Origin of the sequence: Pseudomonas sp. Leaf434 (assembly GCF_001425545.1) — a bacterium.
Taxonomy (GTDB): Bacteria; Pseudomonadota; Gammaproteobacteria; order Pseudomonadales; family Pseudomonadaceae; genus Aquipseudomonas; species Aquipseudomonas siliginis.
Window position 1 is genome coordinate 1,259,800 of the sequence record NZ_LMQZ01000001.1, and the last position, 17,634, is coordinate 1,277,433.

Genomic DNA, 17,634 nt, shown 5'->3' on the forward strand with positions numbered 1-17,634 from the left:
TTATTGCGGATACAAGGATTTTTAACGATGTCGTTACACCCTGATCTGGAAGCTTTCCTCGACCTCGCTCAAGACAGCCAGGACGCCGGCCTGCCGGCCATGCACCAACTGACCCCGAGCGAGGCCCGCGCCACCTTCGAGCAGACCACCGCGCAACTGCGCTGGCCGGCGCCGCAGGATGTTGAAGTCAGCGAGATTGAGACACTGGCCCGCGATGGTGCGGCGCTGGCGTTGCGTTTGTATCGGCCCAACGGTATTGAATCGCCGCTGCCGGTGCTGGTGTATTTCCACGGTGGCGGGTTCGTGGTTGGCAGTCTGGATTCCCACGACGGCGTCTGCCGCGAGTTTTGCCAGCGCACGCCGTGTGCGGTGCTCTCGGTCGGTTATCGACTGGCGCCGGAGCATCGCTTTCCGACGGCGCTGGAGGATGGCGAGGACGCTTTGGCCTGGCTGGCCGAACAGGCTGCGAGCCTCGGCCTGGATGGTTCGCGCGTTGCGTTTGGTGGCGACAGCGCGGGTGCCACGTTGGCGACGGTGCTGGCGATTCAGGCAGTGGTGCAGCCGCACACGGTGGCTATCGCGCCCAAGGTGCAGTTGTTGTGTTATCCGGTGACCGATGCTTCGCGGGTGCATGATTCGCGGCTGTTGTTTGGCGAGGGGTACCTGCTCGAGAACGATACGCTGGAGTGGTTTTATCAGCACTATGCGCGAGGGCCGGAGGATTATCTGGATTGGCGTTTTTCGCCGTTGCTGGCGGAGGATCTGCGTGGGGTGGCGCCGGCCATTGTCGTATTGGCCGGGTTTGATCCGTTGCTGGATGAGGGGCAGGCTTATGTCGACAGGCTGCGTGGGCAGGGGGTTGAGGTCGAGGTCGAGGTTTGTGCCGGGTTGACTCATGATTTGTTGCGGTTGGGGGCGGTGGTGCCTGGGGTTCTGGAGGTTTATTCGCGGGTTGGTGGGGCGCTTGCGCGGGTTTTTTGGATGGGGTGAATATCCGTTTTTTTTGGTGTTGCTGCTGGCGGTTTCGCCCTTACGGCGACTTACTTTTTTACAAGCGCCTAAAAAAGTAAGCAAAAAACGCTAGCTCCTGCGTTCGGCCCTCGCAGGCTCGGGTTCTTTCGCTCCGGGATCGATCCGGGCGCAGCGGCTCCGGTTTGCTTCGCTGCACCTACACTCGCTGTGTTTGGCTGCGCCAAACGGTCGCTGCGCTCCCACCCCCGGATCAATCCCTCCACTCAGCCTTCCGACGTCGCCGGTGGATCAAGATCAAAAGCACTCGAGCTAACGCTCATTGTTGAGTGGTGAAAAGCGTGTGGTCTGCTTTGGATCTGTGTTGGATTCGCCCCTCACCCCAGCCCTCTCCCGAGGGAGAGGGAGCCGATTTGCGGGCTTTCCAGAATCTGCATTCGACTCGATATCGCAAGTCGGCGTATTTCGCCTGAACACCTCGGTCAGTCCCCTCTCCCTCCGGGAGAGGGCTAGGGTGAGGGGCTTTTGCTCTGGCTCTTGATCTTTTGCCCCTTGCAGCGAAGCCAACCGGAGCCGCTGCGCCCGGATCGGTCCCGTAACGAAGGTACCCCGAGCCCCAGCGAGCGGGCCGTACGCCGGGGCAAAGCCTTTTTGGTTACTTTTCGCTGGGCCGGCATTCCGGCGTTTGGAAAAAGTGACCCGCCGTAAGGGCGGAACCCTAAGTAGCCTTCACCGCAGCAACGGATATGCCCCCCAATCCCAAAAACCAAAAAGCCCCGCCAAAGCGGGGCTTCCACACAACTAAGAGCAATCAGAAATCAGCCTTCACCGACATCACAAAATTGCGCGGATCCCCGTAGAAGTTACCGAACCCCTCGGTACCAATAGTCGCGTAATAACGCTTGTCGAACAGGTTATTGCCGTTCAACGCCACCGACCAGGTGTCATCGATCCGATAACCAATGCGACCGTTCCAGACCGCATAACCCGCGCCATCGACATTGTCCCCGCCCAGAGGCGAAACCCGGTAGGTGCCCGTCTGCGCATTGACCCCCGCACCAATCGTCACACGGTCCAGCGGCCCGCTCAGGGCGTAATCACCCCAGACGCGCAACAGGTGACGCGGCACGTAGGAGTTGTAGACCGCGCCATCCTGAGTAGCATCGGCGTCTTCCAGCACTTTGGTCTGGGTGTAGGTATAACCGGCCAGCAATTGCAGGCGGTCGATCACTTCACCGCTGACTTCAGCTTCAAAGCCCTGGGCGCGGACCTTGCCGGAGTTGATCTGGCACGAACTGTCTTCGCACCGCAGGTCATCCTGGGCCGCATCTTTCTGGATGGTGCGGAACAGGTTGAACGTGGTGTTCAGACGACCGTCGTACCACTCACCCTTGATCCCCAGCTCGTAGCTCTGGCCAATCAGCGGCTTGAGCGTGCTGCCGTCGATGGTTTTGTACGAGCCTTGCGGGGTGAAGATGTCGGTGTAGCTGGCGTAGGCGGTCAGGTTGTCGTTGAGGTCGTAGAGCAGGCCGGCGAAGGGCGTGACCTGGCCGGTTTCGGTGGACTGGGTGTTGACCTCGGTGCCTTCGCCACGGAAGTACTGCACCGAATCGGTATCGGATTTGTACCAGCTGACTCGGCTGCCGAGCACGAGCGTCATCGGGTCGGCGAGTTTCAGGCGGGCGATCGAGTAGGCGCCGTATTGCTTGATGTGCATGTCCACCGGGCCGCCACGGGAGGCGTTGGCCAGGTAGTAGCTTTCATCCGGCTGCGGGATGTTGTGGTTCGGGTTGAACACGTTCTGGCGCTGTGGCAATGCCGCCACCGCGTAGAAGTCGTCCTTGTGCGAACGGCTGGCGTTGGCGCCGACGATCAGTTCGTGCTGCTGGCCGAAGGCGTCGAATTTGCCATCGACGTAGGCATCGAACCCGTAGTCGCGCTGATCGTAATCATAGGTACTGCCGAGCATCAGCGTGTTGGTGGCGGTGGCGCCCAAGGGCACTGTGCCGCTCGGGAAGGAATATTCCATGTCCTGAGTGTTGCGCGAGTACACACCGGCGACTTTCAGCGACCAGTCATCGTTGAACTGGTGTTTGACGTCGGCGAAGTAGGTGGCGCGTTTGCTGCGCTGGTTGTTCCACGAGGTGTTCAGGCAGGTGGAGCGTTTCAGGTGCAGGTCGGAGCCGTCGGCGTAGCGCGGCAGGCCGCCCCAGCACGGGGTGGCGTCGACGTCTTCATAGGCCATGCCCAGACCGAGGGTGGTGTCGGGGCTGAGGTCGAAGTCCAGGGCGCCGTAGTAGATCTGGTCGCGGCGTTCAGCCACATCGTAGAAATACTTACGGGTCTGCTGGGTCACCACTGCGCGGCCACGGACAGTGCCGGCGTCGTTCAGCGGTCCGCCGGTGTCGACCTGGCCGCGGTAGTTGTCCCAGGTGCCGGCCGACAGCGACAGCTGCGTGTGCGGGGTGTCCTGGCCGCGCTTGCGCACGAAGTTGACGCCGCCGGCGGTGCCGCCCGCGCCCTTCATCATGCCCGCCGCGCCGCGGAGGATTTCCACGCGGTCGTAGATGGCCATGTCGCTGTTGAAGCTGTCCGCCTGCACGTAGCTGCTGCCGATGTCCAGCGGCACGCCGTCGTACTGGTACTGGCCGGTCATGCGGAAACCGCGCGAGTAGAAATATTTGCCGCCCATGGGCGAGTCGTAGACGGTGATGCCCGGGGTCTTCTCCATCACCTGTTCGATGGTGTTGAGGTTCTGGTCGTCGAGCATCTTGCGGGTCATCACCGTGACCGACTGCGGCGTTTCCTTCAGCGAGTGCACGCCTTTGCCGATGGTCACGCCGCCGGTGGTGTAGGAGTTGCTGCCTTCGGTGGTGGCGCCGAGGCGGTTGGCGTTGACGTTGGTCGGCGCCAGTTCCATCGCGTTGCCGCTGGTGGCCGGGCCGAGCACGGTGACGGTGTTGCCGTCACGCTGATAGCGAATGCCGGTGCCGCTGAGCATCGCCTTCAGTGACTCGTCATCCTGGTAGCGGCCGTTGAGGGCGCTGGAGCGCAGGCCTTGCAGGCTTTCCGGGCTGTAGATGATTTGCAGGCTGGTCTGCTGACCGAGGGTTTGCAGGGCCTGGGCCAGCGGTTGGGCCGGGATGTTCAGGGTCCATTCCTGGGCCTGGACATACGGCGCTGCTGCAAGGGTCAGTGCCAGACCCAGGCCGCTACCGGCCAGGCGTGTGCGGGTCGCGCCGTGCATCAGCAGGGCTCGAGTCAGAGGGCGAAGCATGAAACGGGATGCGGACATGAGGTTAAGACCTTGGCAGGTATAGTTGTTAATGGTTCTTATTCATCTCATTAAGACGAGGAAGCCGCGGCAAACCGGAAAAGTTTTTTCTCCGGCCCGGTCGCGGCTGCCTCGATCAAGCGGTTTGCAGTTCGCTTCTGACCTTGCCGGCCTCCATGCGCACCAGTTGATCGGCGATGTCGAAGTAACGGTCGTCGTGGGAAATCACGATGATGGTCTTGCCCAGACGCTTGAGGTCGGGCAGCAGCTCGGTATAGAAGATCCGCCGGAATGTCGGGTCCTGATCCGCCGCCCATTCATCGAACACCAGCACCGGGCGCTCTTCGAGCCAGGCGTTGACCAGTGCCAGGCGTTTGCGCTGGCCGGTGGACAGGTCGGTAGTGCTGAAGGCGCCGTCGCGCACGCTGACCTTGTGCGCAATCTCCAGACGTTCGAGGTAGCGGGTGGCATCCTGCGGCACTTCACGATCGCCCTGAATCAGATCATCGAACAGGTAGTAGTCGGCGAAGATCGTCGTGAAGTTCTGCCGGTAGTCATCGCGATTGACCGCAGTGATCGGCTTGTCGTTAACGCGAATTTCGCCCTCGGTCGGCGCGTACAGGCCCAGCAGCAATTTGATCAGCGTGGTCTTGCCGCAGCCGTTCTCACCGACGATAAACACAATGTCGCCCTGTTCGATGCGCAGGTTCACCGGGCCGAGGCGGAACGGCTCGCTGCCTTCCACGGGCGGGAAGGCGTAGCGCACGTTGCGCAGTTCCAGACTGTTGACGGCGGCCGGCTTGCTGCCCTGATCCTGCAGCAACAGGTGCGGTTCCGGTGAGGAGAACTGTTCGCTGAGTTCGGCAATGCGGCGGAAGGCAATCTGCGCGCGGCTGATGATCGGCAGGGTGCTGATCAGGTGTTCCAGCGGCCCCTTCATGTACAGCAGCACCAGAACGAATCCGCTCATCACCGCTTTGTCGGCACTCGGCCACAGCGATTGCAGGGCCAGGGCCATGCCGATGACCACGAAGAACAGCATCGAGCCAAACGACTTGGCGATGACGAAGGTGTTGATCGATCTGATTTGGGTGTCGCAGATTTTCTCGGCGGTTTTCTGAATGCCGGCGACGAACATGCGCTGGCGGCGCGGGCGGTGAATGCGCAGTTCCTTGGCGCCTTCGGCAATTGCGTTGTAGTGCTTCTGCAGTTCGTCTTCGGAATCGCGGGCGGCGTAGAAACCGCGCATGCCTTTGGCCCGGGCGATGGCCTGGATGGTGGTGCCGATGGCGATGGCCACCAGCATCATCAGGAACATCGGCCACGACAGCATGGCCAGATAGCCGAGACAACCAAGGGTCACGGTCATGGAAATCGCCAGCGGCGCGAAGGCGAAGGCGAAGTCGCTGATGGTGTCGACGTCGTGGGTCAGCACCGGAATCAGGCGATGGCTGCGATAGCGTTCGATCTGGTCGATCGGCGCCGACAGGACTTTCTCCCCCAGCTCTTTGCGCAGTTTGGCGATGATGTGCTGGCCGACGTAGTTGGTGCCGATGTCCGACAGGATCGTGGTCAGCAGGGCCAGGGCACAGAGGCCGGCAAAGATCATCACCACGGTGCGGGTCAGGCCGTCATCGGAATGCAGGGCGTTGTTGATGGTCGCCAGCAGCACGGTGACGCTCAGGCCGCCGAGCATGCCGAGCACGATGGACGCCGAGACGATCAGGCGGAAGGGCTTGAGCAGGGCGAACAATTCGTTGATCGCCCCACGCGTAGGCTTGGTCATGGAGGATTCCTGCTTCGATGCGGAGGGAGTGCCGGTACTTAAGGAAAACGAATGGTCGCGGAGTTTCTTTAACCGAGCGCAGGCGTGGCTGCGCTCGTCGAGGGCGGGATCAGAGGTCGCGTACTACGCGAAAGCCCAGCCAGTCGCCCTTGCTGGTCGGCCAGCTGCTGTTGCGGTTGCCCGAGCGGGAGAAGATCGGCGCCTCGCCCCAGTCGTTGCCGCGCATGACCTGGCGTTCGCAGTTTTCCTGGGTCCATGGGCGACCGTCGGCGGGCACGCCGGAGTAGTCCGGGTGGTAGCAGTCGGCGGTCCATTCGTAGACGTTGCCGTGGGCGTCGAACACACCAAACGCATTGGCCGGGAAGGTGCCGGCCGGCGAGGTGAAGTTGTAGCCATCGGCCGCGCCGTAAGTGTTGGCGTGCCTGGAAATCTGGTAATCCTTGCCCTCATCGAACGGAAAGGGGAAAGGCCCGGTGCTGCCGCCCCGGGCGGCGTATTCGCGGATCGATTCGCTTTGCAGGCGATAGGCGTGGCCGGTCTTTTTCGACAGCCAGTCGATGTAGCCCTGGGCTTCGGCGACGTTCATGCACACGGCCGGGTCGCGTGGCGTCTGTTTGAATTCCGGCTTGCCGGCGGTGCAGCGGCGGCCGGGGCGGTCATCGAAGTCGTAGGGCTTGTTGCCGGTTTCGCGCACATAGGCGTCCCATTCGCCCACCAGCACCTGCGAGCGGCTGATAGCGAATGGTTTGCTGAACGTCACCGTGTGCAGCGGGCCTTCGTCGGGTTGGCGGCCGACCTCATCGTCCGGCGTGCCCATGGTGTAACTGCCGGTCGGCAACACGACCATTTGCGGGCAGTCCTTGCAATCCTTGAACACTTTGCCCGCAGCGGGTGCTGTCGCCGCGTGCGCGGTGCCGGGCAACAGGGCAGCGCAGAGGGCGCTTAGCGCCAGTGCGGGCAGGGCTTTGGAGAGGAGTGACGCGTGAGGCTTTTTCATGGGTCGTCTCTTTGAAAGGAAAACGGCAGTCGAGGGTCAGGCACGCAGCTTGGTGCCGAGGATGTCCATGAAGCGATCCACTTCGGCTTCGCTGTTGAGCAAGCCCGGCGCGGTGCGAATCACCGGCCCGACGTCGCGGCTGACCGCGTCGCAGATCACCCAGTTCTGCATCAGCCAGGCAGCTACTTCATCGCTGTCCTGGCCCTTGATCCGGAAGAAGGTGAAACCGGCGGAGAACTGCGAGGCGAGCGGGGTGACCAATTCGATGTTGCGGTGCTCCTGCAAGCGTTGCTTGAGGTAGCTGTTGAGCTGATGAATGCGCGTCTGCACCTCGGCTTTGCCCAGCTGCAGGTGCAACTTGAAGGCTTCGTCCAGCGCCCAGCGATGCTCGAAGGCGTGGTAGCCGCCCGGGGTCATGATGGTCGAGAAGGCCGTGGCCTCGGAGAAGGTCGGCACGCTGGGGCTGACGTATTTCAGTTCTTCGGTGCGGCTGCAGACGATGCCGGTGCCGCGCGGGCCGAACATCCACTTGTGCGTGCCGGCGATGAAAAAGTCGCAGTTCATCTGCGGGAAACTCAAGTCGTCGACACCGAAACCGTGCACACCATCGACCACGTAAATCAGCCGATCCTGGTCGTCGCGCTGGCGGTTGTGCTCGTCGACCAGCCGCGAGATGTCGCTGATCGGCAGCTTCACGCCGCTGCCCGAATGCACCCAGGTCATGCCCAGCACGCGGGTTTCGGGGCGGATATTGCGATTGATCGTGTCGAGCACCTGATCCAGAGAAATGCTCTGCGGGGTTTCGAACAGCTTGAGTTTGCGCACGCGCGTGCCGTCACGCCGGCTGCGGAAATCGAGAATATTGCGCGTCGAGTAGTGCTCGTGAACCGTGGTAAGGATTTCCTGATCCGCGCGCACCTGTACGCTGCCGTAGATCATCGCCAGGCCTTCGGTGGTGCTGCCGGTCAGGGCGATTTGCGCCGGTTTGGCTTGCAGGTACTGGCCGGCCCAGTGGCGCACGTTTTCTTCGCGCTTCTCGGTGACGCCCAGATCCCAATCCATCGCCAGACCCGGATTCAGATCCAGCGCCGCGCGATGGCGTTCGATCGCTTCGCGCACCGGTTTGGGGTGCGAGGTGACGAGGAAATTGGCGAAGTGAATCGCTTGGGGATCCTGATCGAACATTTGACGCAACTGCGCCCATTTGTCTCGCGACGCAGTCGGCACGGCAGCGATGGCCGCCGGAGCACTCAGGCTGGCGCCCAGGGGCAGGGCGGCGGCGAGCAGGCCGGCCTGCTTGAGAAAAGTGCGGCGATCAGTCATGGCCGGGCCACCTCCTGGCGCGACGCCAGCGCTGGTTTCGCGGCTTTTTGCACCTGATCCCAGACGCGCATGAAGTTGCCGCCCCAGAGCTTGGCGATGTCCGCTTCGGAGTAGCCGCGCTGCAGCAGTTCGGCGGTGACGTTGCGAATCTCGCCGACGTTTTCCCAGCCCTTGATGCCGCCGCCGTCGTTGAAGTCCGAGGCGATGCCGACGTGGTCGATACCGATCTTGCGCACTGTGTAATCGATGGCGTCGCCGAAGTCCTTTAGGGTGGCTTTCGGTTCTTCTTCGAGGATCGCGTAGAGGCCGCTGGCGTATTGGCCGAGCTTCTGTTCCGACCAGGCGGTGATGATCGGATCGCCCGGCATCAGTGCCATGGCCAGATTGGGCAGTGGCGGCAGATCGAAGCGCGCACGCAACGCATTGAGTTTGTCCTGCGTGCCCTGGGTCAGCGGTTTCAGGTACTGCGAGAAGGCGACGACCTGCACCACGCCGCCACTGTTCTTGATCAGTTGCAGCTCTTTGTCGCTGAGGTTGCGCGGGATATCCACCGCCGCCCGTGGCACCGAGTGCGAGGCCACCAGCGGTGTACGGCTCAGTTCGGCGACTTGCTCGAGGGCCTTGGTCGACATCTGCGAAACATCGATGATCACGCCCAGATCGTTCAAGCGCTGCACCGCTTGTTTGCCGATGTCCGACAGACCATCGAGGGCGTCCGGCGAATCATTGAAAAACGGTAGCGGCCGCGACGAGTCGGCCCAGCTGTTGTTACCGATGTAACTGAAACCGAACATGCGCATGCCGCGCCCGGCCCACAGATCGAGCTTGCTCAGATCGTTGCCCAGCGGGTAGGCGTTGAGCATGCTGATGAAAATCGCAAACTTGCCTTCGCCGTGCAGGCGGCGGAAGTCATCCGGCGTGTAGGCGATGCCGGCCTGATTGGGGAAGTCGCGGACGATCCCGGAAATGATCTTGTAGCGCACCTCCTGCTGATTGCGCGCTTCTTCGACAAAACCCTCGGTGGGACGGTGCGGGGCGTTCGGGCCGTTCCACATTTCCGGCCAGCCGAACACCGTCAGCGCGGCGCCGGACAGGCGTCCGCGATTGGCCTTGATGAGGTCGAACTGGCCCGAGCCATCCTTGTCGGCTTCGTGGTCGTGGCTGCCGAAACTCAGCGGTACGGTGATGTGGCTGTCGAACGACAGCAGGCGATCCTGCAACTCCGTCGCCTGTTTCATCACCTTCACCGGATAGCCGGGGTTGTTCCAGTAATCCCAGGCCAGAAATCCTGCGCCGGCACTGATCGCCAGGGCCAGCGGCAGGCCGATGAATAGAGCCTTTTTCCAACGCGGTTTTGTCATTGCCATCTCATTCAGGTTCGCCGTCGAGGTACAGGCGCAGGGGCCTTTGCTATCTGGGAAGAACGAGTGGCTGCACGGCTAATTTAGGTGTGCGTTACAAATGCCCGGCAGCGGCGCAGGGATGTTTTGCCGGCGGCGTAAATTTCCCCGCCGAGCAAACGTTCTAGCTTGGATAAAGCCTGCTTCATGGCTGACACAGGTAGGGCAATGACGATCTCTCGACGCTGGTTCATGGCGGGCATGGCACTCACGGGCGCCGCGCTGCCTGCCGCTTTTTATGCACATCGTGAATTGACCCGCGAGGAGTTTCCGATCACCCCGGGCGAGGCCACGGTCGATCTGGCGGACACCGCCGGGCAACAGCTGGCGGACAATTTGCGTGGGGTCTGGGACATTCGCTTTACCGGTGCGGCGGCCGGGCTTGATGGTTTGCCGGCGCAAGGCCTGGAGCTGTTTCTCGACATCGCCCACCGTGGTCGCGGCCTGCGCGGTTATCTCGACACCGGCACCAATCTGCGTGCCGAGGGACCTGCGCGTTATCAAGTGATCGGCGATCTGGCACCGGGCAACGGCGCCGAGATGTATTGGCGCCTGCTGCGCACCGATGCGCCACTTGCACCGCCGGTGTATGAATTAAAAGTCAAACTGGATGAGGTCTGGGCGGCGTTCGGCAATGCCGGCAGCGCCACGTTCACCGGGCAGGTCTTGCGCCTGGATCGGCCGTTGGCGTTGCCCGAGCTGGACAATCAGTTCATCGCTATCAAGCGGCGTTTTCCCGAGGCCCGTGAACGCACCGGGCTTAATCCGCAACTGTTGGCCTGGCTGGTGGCGCCCGAGCATCGGTTGTTCCACCAGCTCTGGCACGCCACCCGCGACAAGTGGCACAAGCTCCCGGAGAAAAAACGCGAAGCGCTGCGCGGCATCGGCTGGCAGCCCGGGCCGCGTGACAAGGAGCGCGACGCCCGTGGGCCAAGCAAGGATCGCAATGGCTCGGGCGTGGATTTTTTCTTTATGCATCGGCACATGCTAGGCATCGCCCGCTCGATGCAGGATTTGCCTTCCTGGCCGGCGTTCCCGCAGCCGCAGCCTGAGCTGGAGCGGGACCGCCAGGGTTTCGCCCGTTACTTCGACAATCATGACGGCAATTCGCTGCCGCCGACCTGGCTGGCCGAGGGCGATGACGAGTACACCAAGTGGGTCAGCGACATCAAAGCGGCCGAGACTTTTCAGAGCAATTTTCTGGTTTGGGAATCGCAGTACCGTGATCCGCGTTATTTGTCGAAATTGACCCTTGGCCAGTTCGGCTCGGAAGTCGAACTGGGCCTGCACGACTGGCTGCACATGCGCTGGGCCTCGGTGGCGCGTGACCCATCCAACGACATTCCAGTGCCGATGGCGCGCGATCAGGCGGACTTCGCTGCGCGCTGGTATGCGCCGGAAAACGACTTTCTCGGCGACCCGTTTTCCTCCCATGTAAACCCGGTGTTCTGGCGTTTCCATGGCTGGATTGATGACCGCCTGGAAGACTGGTTCCGCGCCCATGAACGTTTTCACCCGGGCGAAGTGAGTCGTTTGGAAGTCAACGGCGTTCCGTGGTTTGCACCGGGACGCTGGGTGGAAGTCGCCGACCCCTGGCTCGGCCCCGACACCCACGGCTGCAGCACCGTGCCCGGGCTGCAAGTCGGACGCTCAGTGGAGATGGACCCGGAGACCATGAAGCTGGCGCTGCGTATCACTTTTGGCGACGAAGACAACATGACCGAGCTGTTCCGCAAAGTGCCACAGCGCCCTTGGTATGCGCGACACCTGAAGGTCAAGGGCCGACAGCTCTAGATTGGTTCAAACACACACACTCTCTGAATTGGTCGCAATCCCTTGTAGGAGCGAGCTTGCTCGCGGAGGCTTTTTTTGGGGCGGTGGGGGCATTTTGAGTGAGTACATATCCATCGCTGCGGTAACGACTACCTAAGGTTTCGCCCTTACGGCGACTCACTTTTTTTACAAACGCCTAAAAAAAGTAAGCAAAAAAACGCTTGCTCCTGCGTTCGGCCCTCGCAGGCTCGGGTTCCTTCGCTCTCACTTTTTTTACAAACGCCTAAAAAAAGTAAGCAAAAAAACGCTTGCTCCTGCGTTCGGCCCTCGCAGGCTCGGGTTCCTTCGCTGCGGGATCGATCCGGGCGCAGCGTTTCCGGTTTGCTTCGCTGCACCTCCTTCCGCTGTGTCTGGCTGCGCCAGACGGTCGCTGCGCTCCCGCGCCCGGATCAATCCCTCCGCTCAGCCTTCCGACGTCGCCGGTAGATCAAGATCAAAAGCACTCGAGCTAACGCTCATTGTTGAGTGGGGCGGCTTCGCCGCGGGCAGCTGCGCTGCTTTGCTTTTCTGTGGGAGCGAGCCTGCTCGCGATAGCTATCTCAAAGATACGAATGAACAGCAGATTTACCCTGATCCCTGTGGGAGCTGGCTTGCCAGCGAAGGCGTCAGTTCAGTCGACGCATCGCCCTCAGATCACTTCCCAACCACCCCCCAGCGCTTTGTACAAGGCAATGCTCGCCTGCAACCGCGACAGGCGCAGTTGCACGTTCATGTCCTGCGCCGCATATAGCGTGCGCTGGGTTTGCAGGACGGTGAGCAGGTCTTCGGCGCCGGCCTGGTAGCGACTCTGGGCGATGTTGAAGGCGGTCTGTGCCTGGTTCAGTTCTTCGCTTTGCCATTGCCGCTGTTCGTCGAGGCCGCGAATGCTGCTGAGGGCTTTTTCGACGTCGGCGAAGCCGTTGATGATTGCCCCGCGATAGGTTTCCAGCAGTTCATCCTGTCGGGCCTTGGCCTTGTCGCGTTCGGCGCTGAGGCGGCCGTTGTTGAAGATCGGCGCGGTCAGCCCCGAGGACAGGTTGTAGAACGTCGTGCGCAGAAGGTCGGCGGCAAGGTCGGCGCCGCTGCCGAGGCTGGCGGTCAGGGTGATTTTCGGCAGCATCGCGGCGCGGGCGACGGTGACATCAGCCTGGGCTGCCGCAAGCTTGGCCTCGGCGCTGGCAATGTCCGGGCGGCGGCTGAGCAAGTCGCTCGGCACGCCACTGGCGATGTCCGGCCAGTGCAATTGGGCGAAGGATTGCTCGGGCAACGGTAACGCTTGCACCGGTTGGCCGAGCAGGGCGGCGAGGCTGATCAGTGCTTCGCGGGCCTGTTGTTGCACCAGCGGCAGGCGACGCTGTTGTTCCGCCACCAGGCTTTTCTGCTGGGCCAGTTCCAGCGCAGTGGCGCTGCCGGCGTCGAAACGGGTCTGCACCAGATGCAGCACGTTTTGCGCATTAGCCAGATTGAGTTCGGCGATCCGCGCCTGCTCACGCAAGGCCAGGGCCTGGGTGTAACTGTTGGCGACGCCGCTGAGCAAGGTCAGCTCGACGGTGGCGCGGTCGAACTCGCTGGCCTGCACACCGAACACGGCACTGTCACGCGCGGCACGCTTGCCGCCCCAGAAATCGATTTCGTAACTGGCGCTGAGCTCGGTGTCGTAATAATCCAGCGAGCGATTCTCGGGACTGACATCCAACTGGCTGTAGCCCTTGCCGTGGATCAGTTTCTGCCGATTGGCATTCAGCCCGGCCTTGAGTTCGGGCAGCAGCGGGGCGCCGGCGATGGTTGCGCTGGCTTCGGCCTGTCTGACCCGAGCCACGGCGGCGGCGAGGTCGTAGCTGCCCAGCCGCGCCTGTTCCACCAGCCGCTCCAGCTCGGGGCTGCCGAATTGCGTCCACCATTGTCGATTGCTCTGCAGCGCGCCGTGGCTGTCGGCGGACTGCCACGCGCTCGGTGGTTGCACGCCGCTGTCCAGGCGCGGCGCCGGGCTGCTGCAGGCTGCCAGCAACAGGCTGGCGGCGAGGAACGTCAGTCGCACTTTCATAGGTCGATCATTCACTGGTAAGGGCCGTGACCGGGTCAAGCCGGGCAGCTTTGCGGGCCGGCATGAAGCCGAAGATGACACCGGTGACTAGCGCACAGGCAAACGCACCGATCACTGCCAGCGCTTGAAAGGCAATCGCCACGCCGCTGAGCAACAACACGCCGCCGACCAGCAGCGCCAGGCCAATTCCGGCGATACCGCCGACCAGCGAGAGCATCAATGCTTCAGTGAGAAACTGACGGAGGATGTCGCGCTGACGGGCGCCGGTGGCCATGCGAATACCGATCTCGCGGGTGCGTTCGCGCACGGTCATGAGCATGATGTTCATCACGCCGATACCGCCGACCAGCAGGGAAATCGCCGCAATCGCCCCCAGCATCAGCGACAGCGTGCCTTGCGTGCGCGCTTCGGCCTGGATCATCGCGGCATTGTTGGTCAGCTCGAAATCCTTCTTGCCGTGGTGTCGACGCAACATCGCCTGTTCGATGGCCTGTTCGGCGTCCTTGACCTTGCGCGCGTCCTTGGCGGCAATCACCACGTATTGTGGATTGCGGCTGCCGAACAGGCGCGTGCTCGCCGCCGAGTAGGGAACGGCGATGCGGTTGTCGCTATCGGAGTCGCCGGAGCTGGCGCCTTTTTCAGCGAGCACGCCGAGGATCTGGAACGGCACGTTCTCGATGAGGATGTATTGACCGATCGGGTCGGCGACATCCTTGAGTAACTTGTCGCGGACCTTGGTGCCGATCACCGCGACGGCGGCGGCGCTGTCCTCGTCGGCCTGGGTGAAGTAGCTGCCCTGAATCACCGGCCAGTTGAAAATCTGCGGAAAGTTGGTGTCATTGCCGCCGACGTAACTGCTGTGGTCGGCGTTGCCAAAGCGCACCCCGGCGGTCGAGCCGTTGACCGGCATGATCCGTTCCACCTGGGGCAGGGCGGACAGTTCGGCAACGTCGTCGAGGGTGATGATGCCCTCCGGCGTGCGGGGGTTCGGCGCCGAGCCGCTGAGGTAAATGATGTTCGAGCCGAACGCGCCCATTTGCGCCATGACCTGGCGCTTGCTGCCTTCGCCGACGGCGAGCATGACCACCACCGAGGCCACGCCAATGACGATGCCCAGCAGGGTCAGCGCGGTGCGAAAGCGGTTGATCCACATCACTCGCCACGCCGCTTGTACAGCGTCCACCAGTTCACCTTTCCAGGCGCCGGTCTGGTTGCTGCCGCTGCTCAGGCGCTGGCGCAGGTCGACCGCTTGCAACGCCCCGGGATTGGCCGCAGGCGGCGCGCACGCGTGCTCGGCGCTGTCGCTGATGATCAGGCCGTCGCGGATTTCGATGATGCGTTTGGCCCGTTGCGCCACTTCACGGTCGTGGGTGATGAGGATCACCACATGGCCCTGATCGGCGAGTTCGTCGAGCAGGGTCATCACTTCGGCGCCGCTGTGGCTGTCGAGGGCGCCGGTCGGCTCGTCGGCGAGGATGATGTGGCCGCCGTTCATCAGCGCACGGGCAATCGACACCCGCTGTTGCTGGCCGCCGGAAAGCTGATGCGGACGATTGCCGGTGCGAGTGCCGAGACCGAGACGTTCCAGCAGCGCGTGAGCTCGGGCATGCCGCTCGGCGGCCGGGGTGCCGGCATAGATCGCTGGCATCTCGACGTTTTCCTGCGCCGAGCCGGACGGGATCAGGTGATAGCCCTGAAAGACAAAACCGAAGGCTTCGCGGCGCAGCCAGGCCAGTTCATCACTGTCCAGATGAGCGACGTTTTCCCCGGCGAAGCGGTATTCGCCGCTGGTCGGTCGGTCGAGGCAGCCGAGGAGGTTCATCAGCGTCGATTTGCCTGAACCGGAGGCGCCGACAATCGCAACGAATTCGCCGGCATGGATCGACAGATCGATCCCGCGCAGCACCTCCACCAGTGGGCTGTCATCACCGCCGTAGGCTTTGCGGATTTGCCGCAGGTCGATCAGGGGCGTGTGCATTCAGCCTCCATGACCAGCGGCCGGCGCGCTGAGAACATGCTCGCCCTCGGCCAGACCTTCCAGCACCTGGGTGCGCAGGCGATCGTTGATGCCGGTGCGCACTTCCCGCGTTTGAATATCACCGTTGGCAGCGACGATCTGCGCCCGCTGCCACTGCGGACGCGAGCCCGGTTGCAGGGCAGCAGTCGGCACGGTCAGAGTGTCTTGCGCCTGTTCGGCGACGAAGAACACCTGGGCGGTCATGTCGGTCATCAGGCTGTTGTCGGCGTTGTCGACGTCGAGCAGCACGGTGTAGAGCACCACGCGTTCGCTGCCGCTGCGACCACTGGTAGGACTGCCGCCCTGGTTCTGTTCAAGCGGACGTGGTGGCACCGGCAGGATTTGCCGCACGGTGCTGCTCCAGCGCCGAGTGCCACCGCTAAGGGTGGTGAAGTAGGCGGTCATGCCGGGTTTGACGTGGCCGATGTCGGCCTCCGACACCTCGGCCCACACCGTCATCGGCGACAGCCGGGCGATGCGCAGGATCAGCGGGGTCTGTTGCTGCGCGTTGAGGGTCTGGCCTTCGCGCGCACCGACTGCGACCACGGTGCCGCTCATCGGCGCGTAGATGCGCGTGTAACCGAGCTCCGCTTCGTCGCTGCGCAGGCTGGCCTGGGCCTGGCGGATCTGCGCCTGGAACATGTCGATGCGCGCCTGGGTTGCGCGAACCTCGGCGCGGGCGGTCTGCACGTCTTCCTCGCGGGTGGCGCCACCGGCGGCGAGTTTCTGCTGGCGCTGGTATTTCTGCTGCGCCAGATCGTGCTGGGCGCGTTGCTCCTGCAACTGCGCCTTGAGGTTTTCGATGGAAAAGCGCCCGGCATCGAGCTTGGCTTTTTGCGTCGACGGGTCGATTTCCACCAGCAACTGGCCTTCCTTGACCGTATCGCCAGCCTCGACGTGAATCTTCTGAATCTGCCCCGAAGCCTGCGCCCCGACATCCACATAGCGGCGCGGCTGCAAGGTACCGAGCGCCGTCACGCTGTTTTCGATATCGCCCCGGCTGACCTGCACAGTGGCAACGGCGTCGCGACCGGGTGGCAAAACCTGCCAGGCAGCAACGGCGATCACGGGAATCAGACAGAGGGCGGCAAACAGCGCGCGACGGGCGGGGCGGGGACGATTCATGCAGGGTTCCGGCCAGTGGTTGCGGCCCGTCGCAAGGCACGACAGACACAGGGGCTGTCCTGTAAACGAGGCATGGGCGACGGAATTTAGCCGCAGACACATCGAGTTACCGTAGCCGGGCGACGACTATTTGTCCGGGATATGGAATCAACTCTTTAAATCTATATGAGAATTACTATAAATTACGCACCTCAAGTTGCCACTATCTTGCTACTGCGTGATCCGCAGGTCTGATCAGTGCGCTCAAGGACAGAAACGGCATCGATGCGGTCGGGAGTCATGTTGGAAAACTACTATCGTGAGCTGGTGTGTTTCCTCAACGCCAGACTGGGCAACCGTCAGGTCGCCGAGGATGTGGTGCATGACGCCTATGTACGCGTGCTGGAGCGCTCCAGCGAGGTGCCGATCGAACAACCCCGGGCCTTCCTTTATCGCACCGCGTTGAACCTGGTTATTGACGATCACCGCCGTAACGCGCTGCGTCAGGTCGAATCGCTGGACGTGCTCGACAACGAAGAGCGCTATTTCACCCCGTCCCCCCACGGCACCCTCGATCACGGCCAGCGTCTGGAAATGCTCCAGCGCGCACTGGCCGAGCTGCCGCCGCTGTGCCGCGACAGTTTTCTGCTGCGCAAGATCGAAGGAATGTCCCATCCGGAAATCGCCCAGACCCTCGGCATCTCCCGGGCGCTGGTGGAAAAACACATCGTCAACGCCATGAAACATTGCCGCTTGCGCATCCAGCAATGGGATGGCCAGTGATCCGCGCCGGTTAAATTTCCTTTCATCGTCCTCGTTCCTACTCAACAGACGACCTGCTGACCTGATTCAGGCCGGTCAGGCCACCCAGGCTTTATTTCCCCGCGTTGAGGGGTTCATCCAGAGGA

At 62.4% G+C, this 17,634-nt stretch carries 11 protein-coding genes; 3 read left to right on the plus strand and 8 right to left on the minus strand.

The window, feature by feature from the left end:
• Nucleotides 1-27 precede the first annotated feature (27 nt).
• Complete coding sequence (locus tag ASG55_RS05530) at nucleotides 28-990, plus strand: alpha/beta hydrolase (protein WP_056784304.1); 963 nt, start codon at nucleotides 28-30, stop codon at nucleotides 988-990.
• A 790-nt stretch (nucleotides 991-1,780) separates the two neighbouring features.
• Here the strand turns inward: ASG55_RS05530 and ASG55_RS05535 are convergent.
• The 5 genes from ASG55_RS05535 to pvdM form a co-directional block, all read right to left on the minus strand.
• A complete protein-coding gene (locus tag ASG55_RS05535; protein WP_177342708.1) occupies nucleotides 1,781-4,264 on the minus strand; it encodes a TonB-dependent siderophore receptor in 2,484 nt (827 codons plus the stop codon).
• A 115-nt stretch (nucleotides 4,265-4,379) separates the two neighbouring features.
• Nucleotides 4,380-6,029 carry a cyclic peptide export ABC transporter gene (locus ASG55_RS05540; RefSeq protein ID WP_056784309.1) on the minus strand — a complete coding sequence of 550 codons (1,650 nt, stop codon included), beginning with the start codon at nucleotides 6,027-6,029 and terminating at the stop codon, nucleotides 4,380-4,382.
• A gap of 109 nt (nucleotides 6,030-6,138) precedes the next feature.
• Complete coding sequence (pvdO, locus tag ASG55_RS05545; RefSeq protein ID WP_056784312.1) at nucleotides 6,139-7,026, minus strand: dihydropyoverdine dehydrogenase; 888 nt, start codon at nucleotides 7,024-7,026, stop codon at nucleotides 6,139-6,141.
• A 36-nt stretch (nucleotides 7,027-7,062) separates the two neighbouring features.
• A complete protein-coding gene (gene pvdN, locus ASG55_RS05550) occupies nucleotides 7,063-8,349 on the minus strand; it encodes a pyoverdine-tailoring periplasmic protein PvdN (protein ID WP_056784315.1) in 1,287 nt (428 codons plus the stop codon).
• Complete coding sequence (gene pvdM, locus ASG55_RS05555; protein ID WP_056784318.1) at nucleotides 8,346-9,710, minus strand: pyoverdine-tailoring dipeptidase-like protein PvdM; 1,365 nt, start codon at nucleotides 9,708-9,710, stop codon at nucleotides 8,346-8,348. The genes pvdN and pvdM overlap by 4 nt, the downstream gene beginning before the upstream one ends.
• Nucleotides 9,711-9,917: 207 nt before the next feature.
• Between pvdM and pvdP the strand changes: the two genes are divergently transcribed.
• Nucleotides 9,918-11,543: a pyoverdine maturation tyrosinase PvdP gene (gene pvdP, locus ASG55_RS05560; protein ID WP_056784320.1), complete on the plus strand. Its 1,626-nt coding sequence runs from the start codon at nucleotides 9,918-9,920 to the stop codon at nucleotides 11,541-11,543.
• Nucleotides 11,544-12,210: 667 nt separating this feature from the next.
• On the opposite strand, the gene ASG55_RS05565 is transcribed toward pvdP, so the two are convergent.
• The 3 genes from ASG55_RS05565 to ASG55_RS05575 are packed head-to-tail and all read right to left on the minus strand — an operon-like array spanning nucleotide 12,211 to nucleotide 16,747.
• The gene (locus ASG55_RS05565; protein WP_056784323.1) at nucleotides 12,211-13,605 is read right to left on the minus strand and encodes an efflux transporter outer membrane subunit; all 1,395 of its coding nucleotides are present in this window, start codon (nucleotides 13,603-13,605) and stop codon (nucleotides 12,211-12,213) included.
• Between the two features lie 7 nt (nucleotides 13,606-13,612).
• On the minus strand, nucleotides 13,613-15,583 hold the full coding sequence (locus ASG55_RS05570) for a MacB family efflux pump subunit (protein ID WP_056784326.1): 1,971 nt from the start codon (nucleotides 15,581-15,583) through the stop codon (nucleotides 13,613-13,615).
• Nucleotides 15,584-16,747: an efflux RND transporter periplasmic adaptor subunit gene (locus ASG55_RS05575; protein ID WP_056784327.1), complete on the minus strand. Its 1,164-nt coding sequence runs from the start codon at nucleotides 16,745-16,747 to the stop codon at nucleotides 15,584-15,586.
• A 279-nt stretch (nucleotides 16,748-17,026) separates the two neighbouring features.
• Between ASG55_RS05575 and ASG55_RS05580 the strand changes: the two genes are divergently transcribed.
• Nucleotides 17,027-17,509 carry a sigma-70 family RNA polymerase sigma factor gene (locus ASG55_RS05580; RefSeq protein WP_016773904.1) on the plus strand — a complete coding sequence of 161 codons (483 nt, stop codon included), beginning with the start codon at nucleotides 17,027-17,029 and terminating at the stop codon, nucleotides 17,507-17,509.
• Nucleotides 17,510-17,634: the final 125 nt, after the last annotated feature.

Coding starts and splice junctions, on each gene's coding strand:
- pvdO (WP_056784312.1), bottom strand. CDS start 7,026: ATGAAAAAGCCTCACGCGTCACTCCTCTCCAAAGCCCTGCCCGCACTG.
- ASG55_RS05565 (WP_056784323.1), bottom strand. CDS start 13,605: ATGAAAGTGCGACTGACGTTCCTCGCCGCCAGCCTGTTGCTGGCAGCC.
- pvdP (WP_056784320.1), top strand. CDS start 9,918: ATGACGATCTCTCGACGCTGGTTCATGGCGGGCATGGCACTCACGGGC.
- ASG55_RS05570 (WP_056784326.1), bottom strand. CDS start 15,583: ATGCACACGCCCCTGATCGACCTGCGGCAAATCCGCAAAGCCTACGGC.
- pvdN (WP_056784315.1), bottom strand. CDS start 8,349: ATGACTGATCGCCGCACTTTTCTCAAGCAGGCCGGCCTGCTCGCCGCC.
- ASG55_RS05535 (WP_177342708.1), bottom strand. CDS start 4,264: ATGTCCGCATCCCGTTTCATGCTTCGCCCTCTGACTCGAGCCCTGCTG.
- ASG55_RS05580 (WP_016773904.1), top strand. CDS start 17,027: ATGTTGGAAAACTACTATCGTGAGCTGGTGTGTTTCCTCAACGCCAGA.
- ASG55_RS05530 (WP_056784304.1), top strand. CDS start 28: ATGTCGTTACACCCTGATCTGGAAGCTTTCCTCGACCTCGCTCAAGAC.
- pvdM (WP_056784318.1), bottom strand. CDS start 9,710: ATGACAAAACCGCGTTGGAAAAAGGCTCTATTCATCGGCCTGCCGCTG.
- ASG55_RS05575 (WP_056784327.1), bottom strand. CDS start 16,747: ATGAATCGTCCCCGCCCCGCCCGTCGCGCGCTGTTTGCCGCCCTCTGT.
- ASG55_RS05540 (WP_056784309.1), bottom strand. CDS start 6,029: ATGACCAAGCCTACGCGTGGGGCGATCAACGAATTGTTCGCCCTGCTC.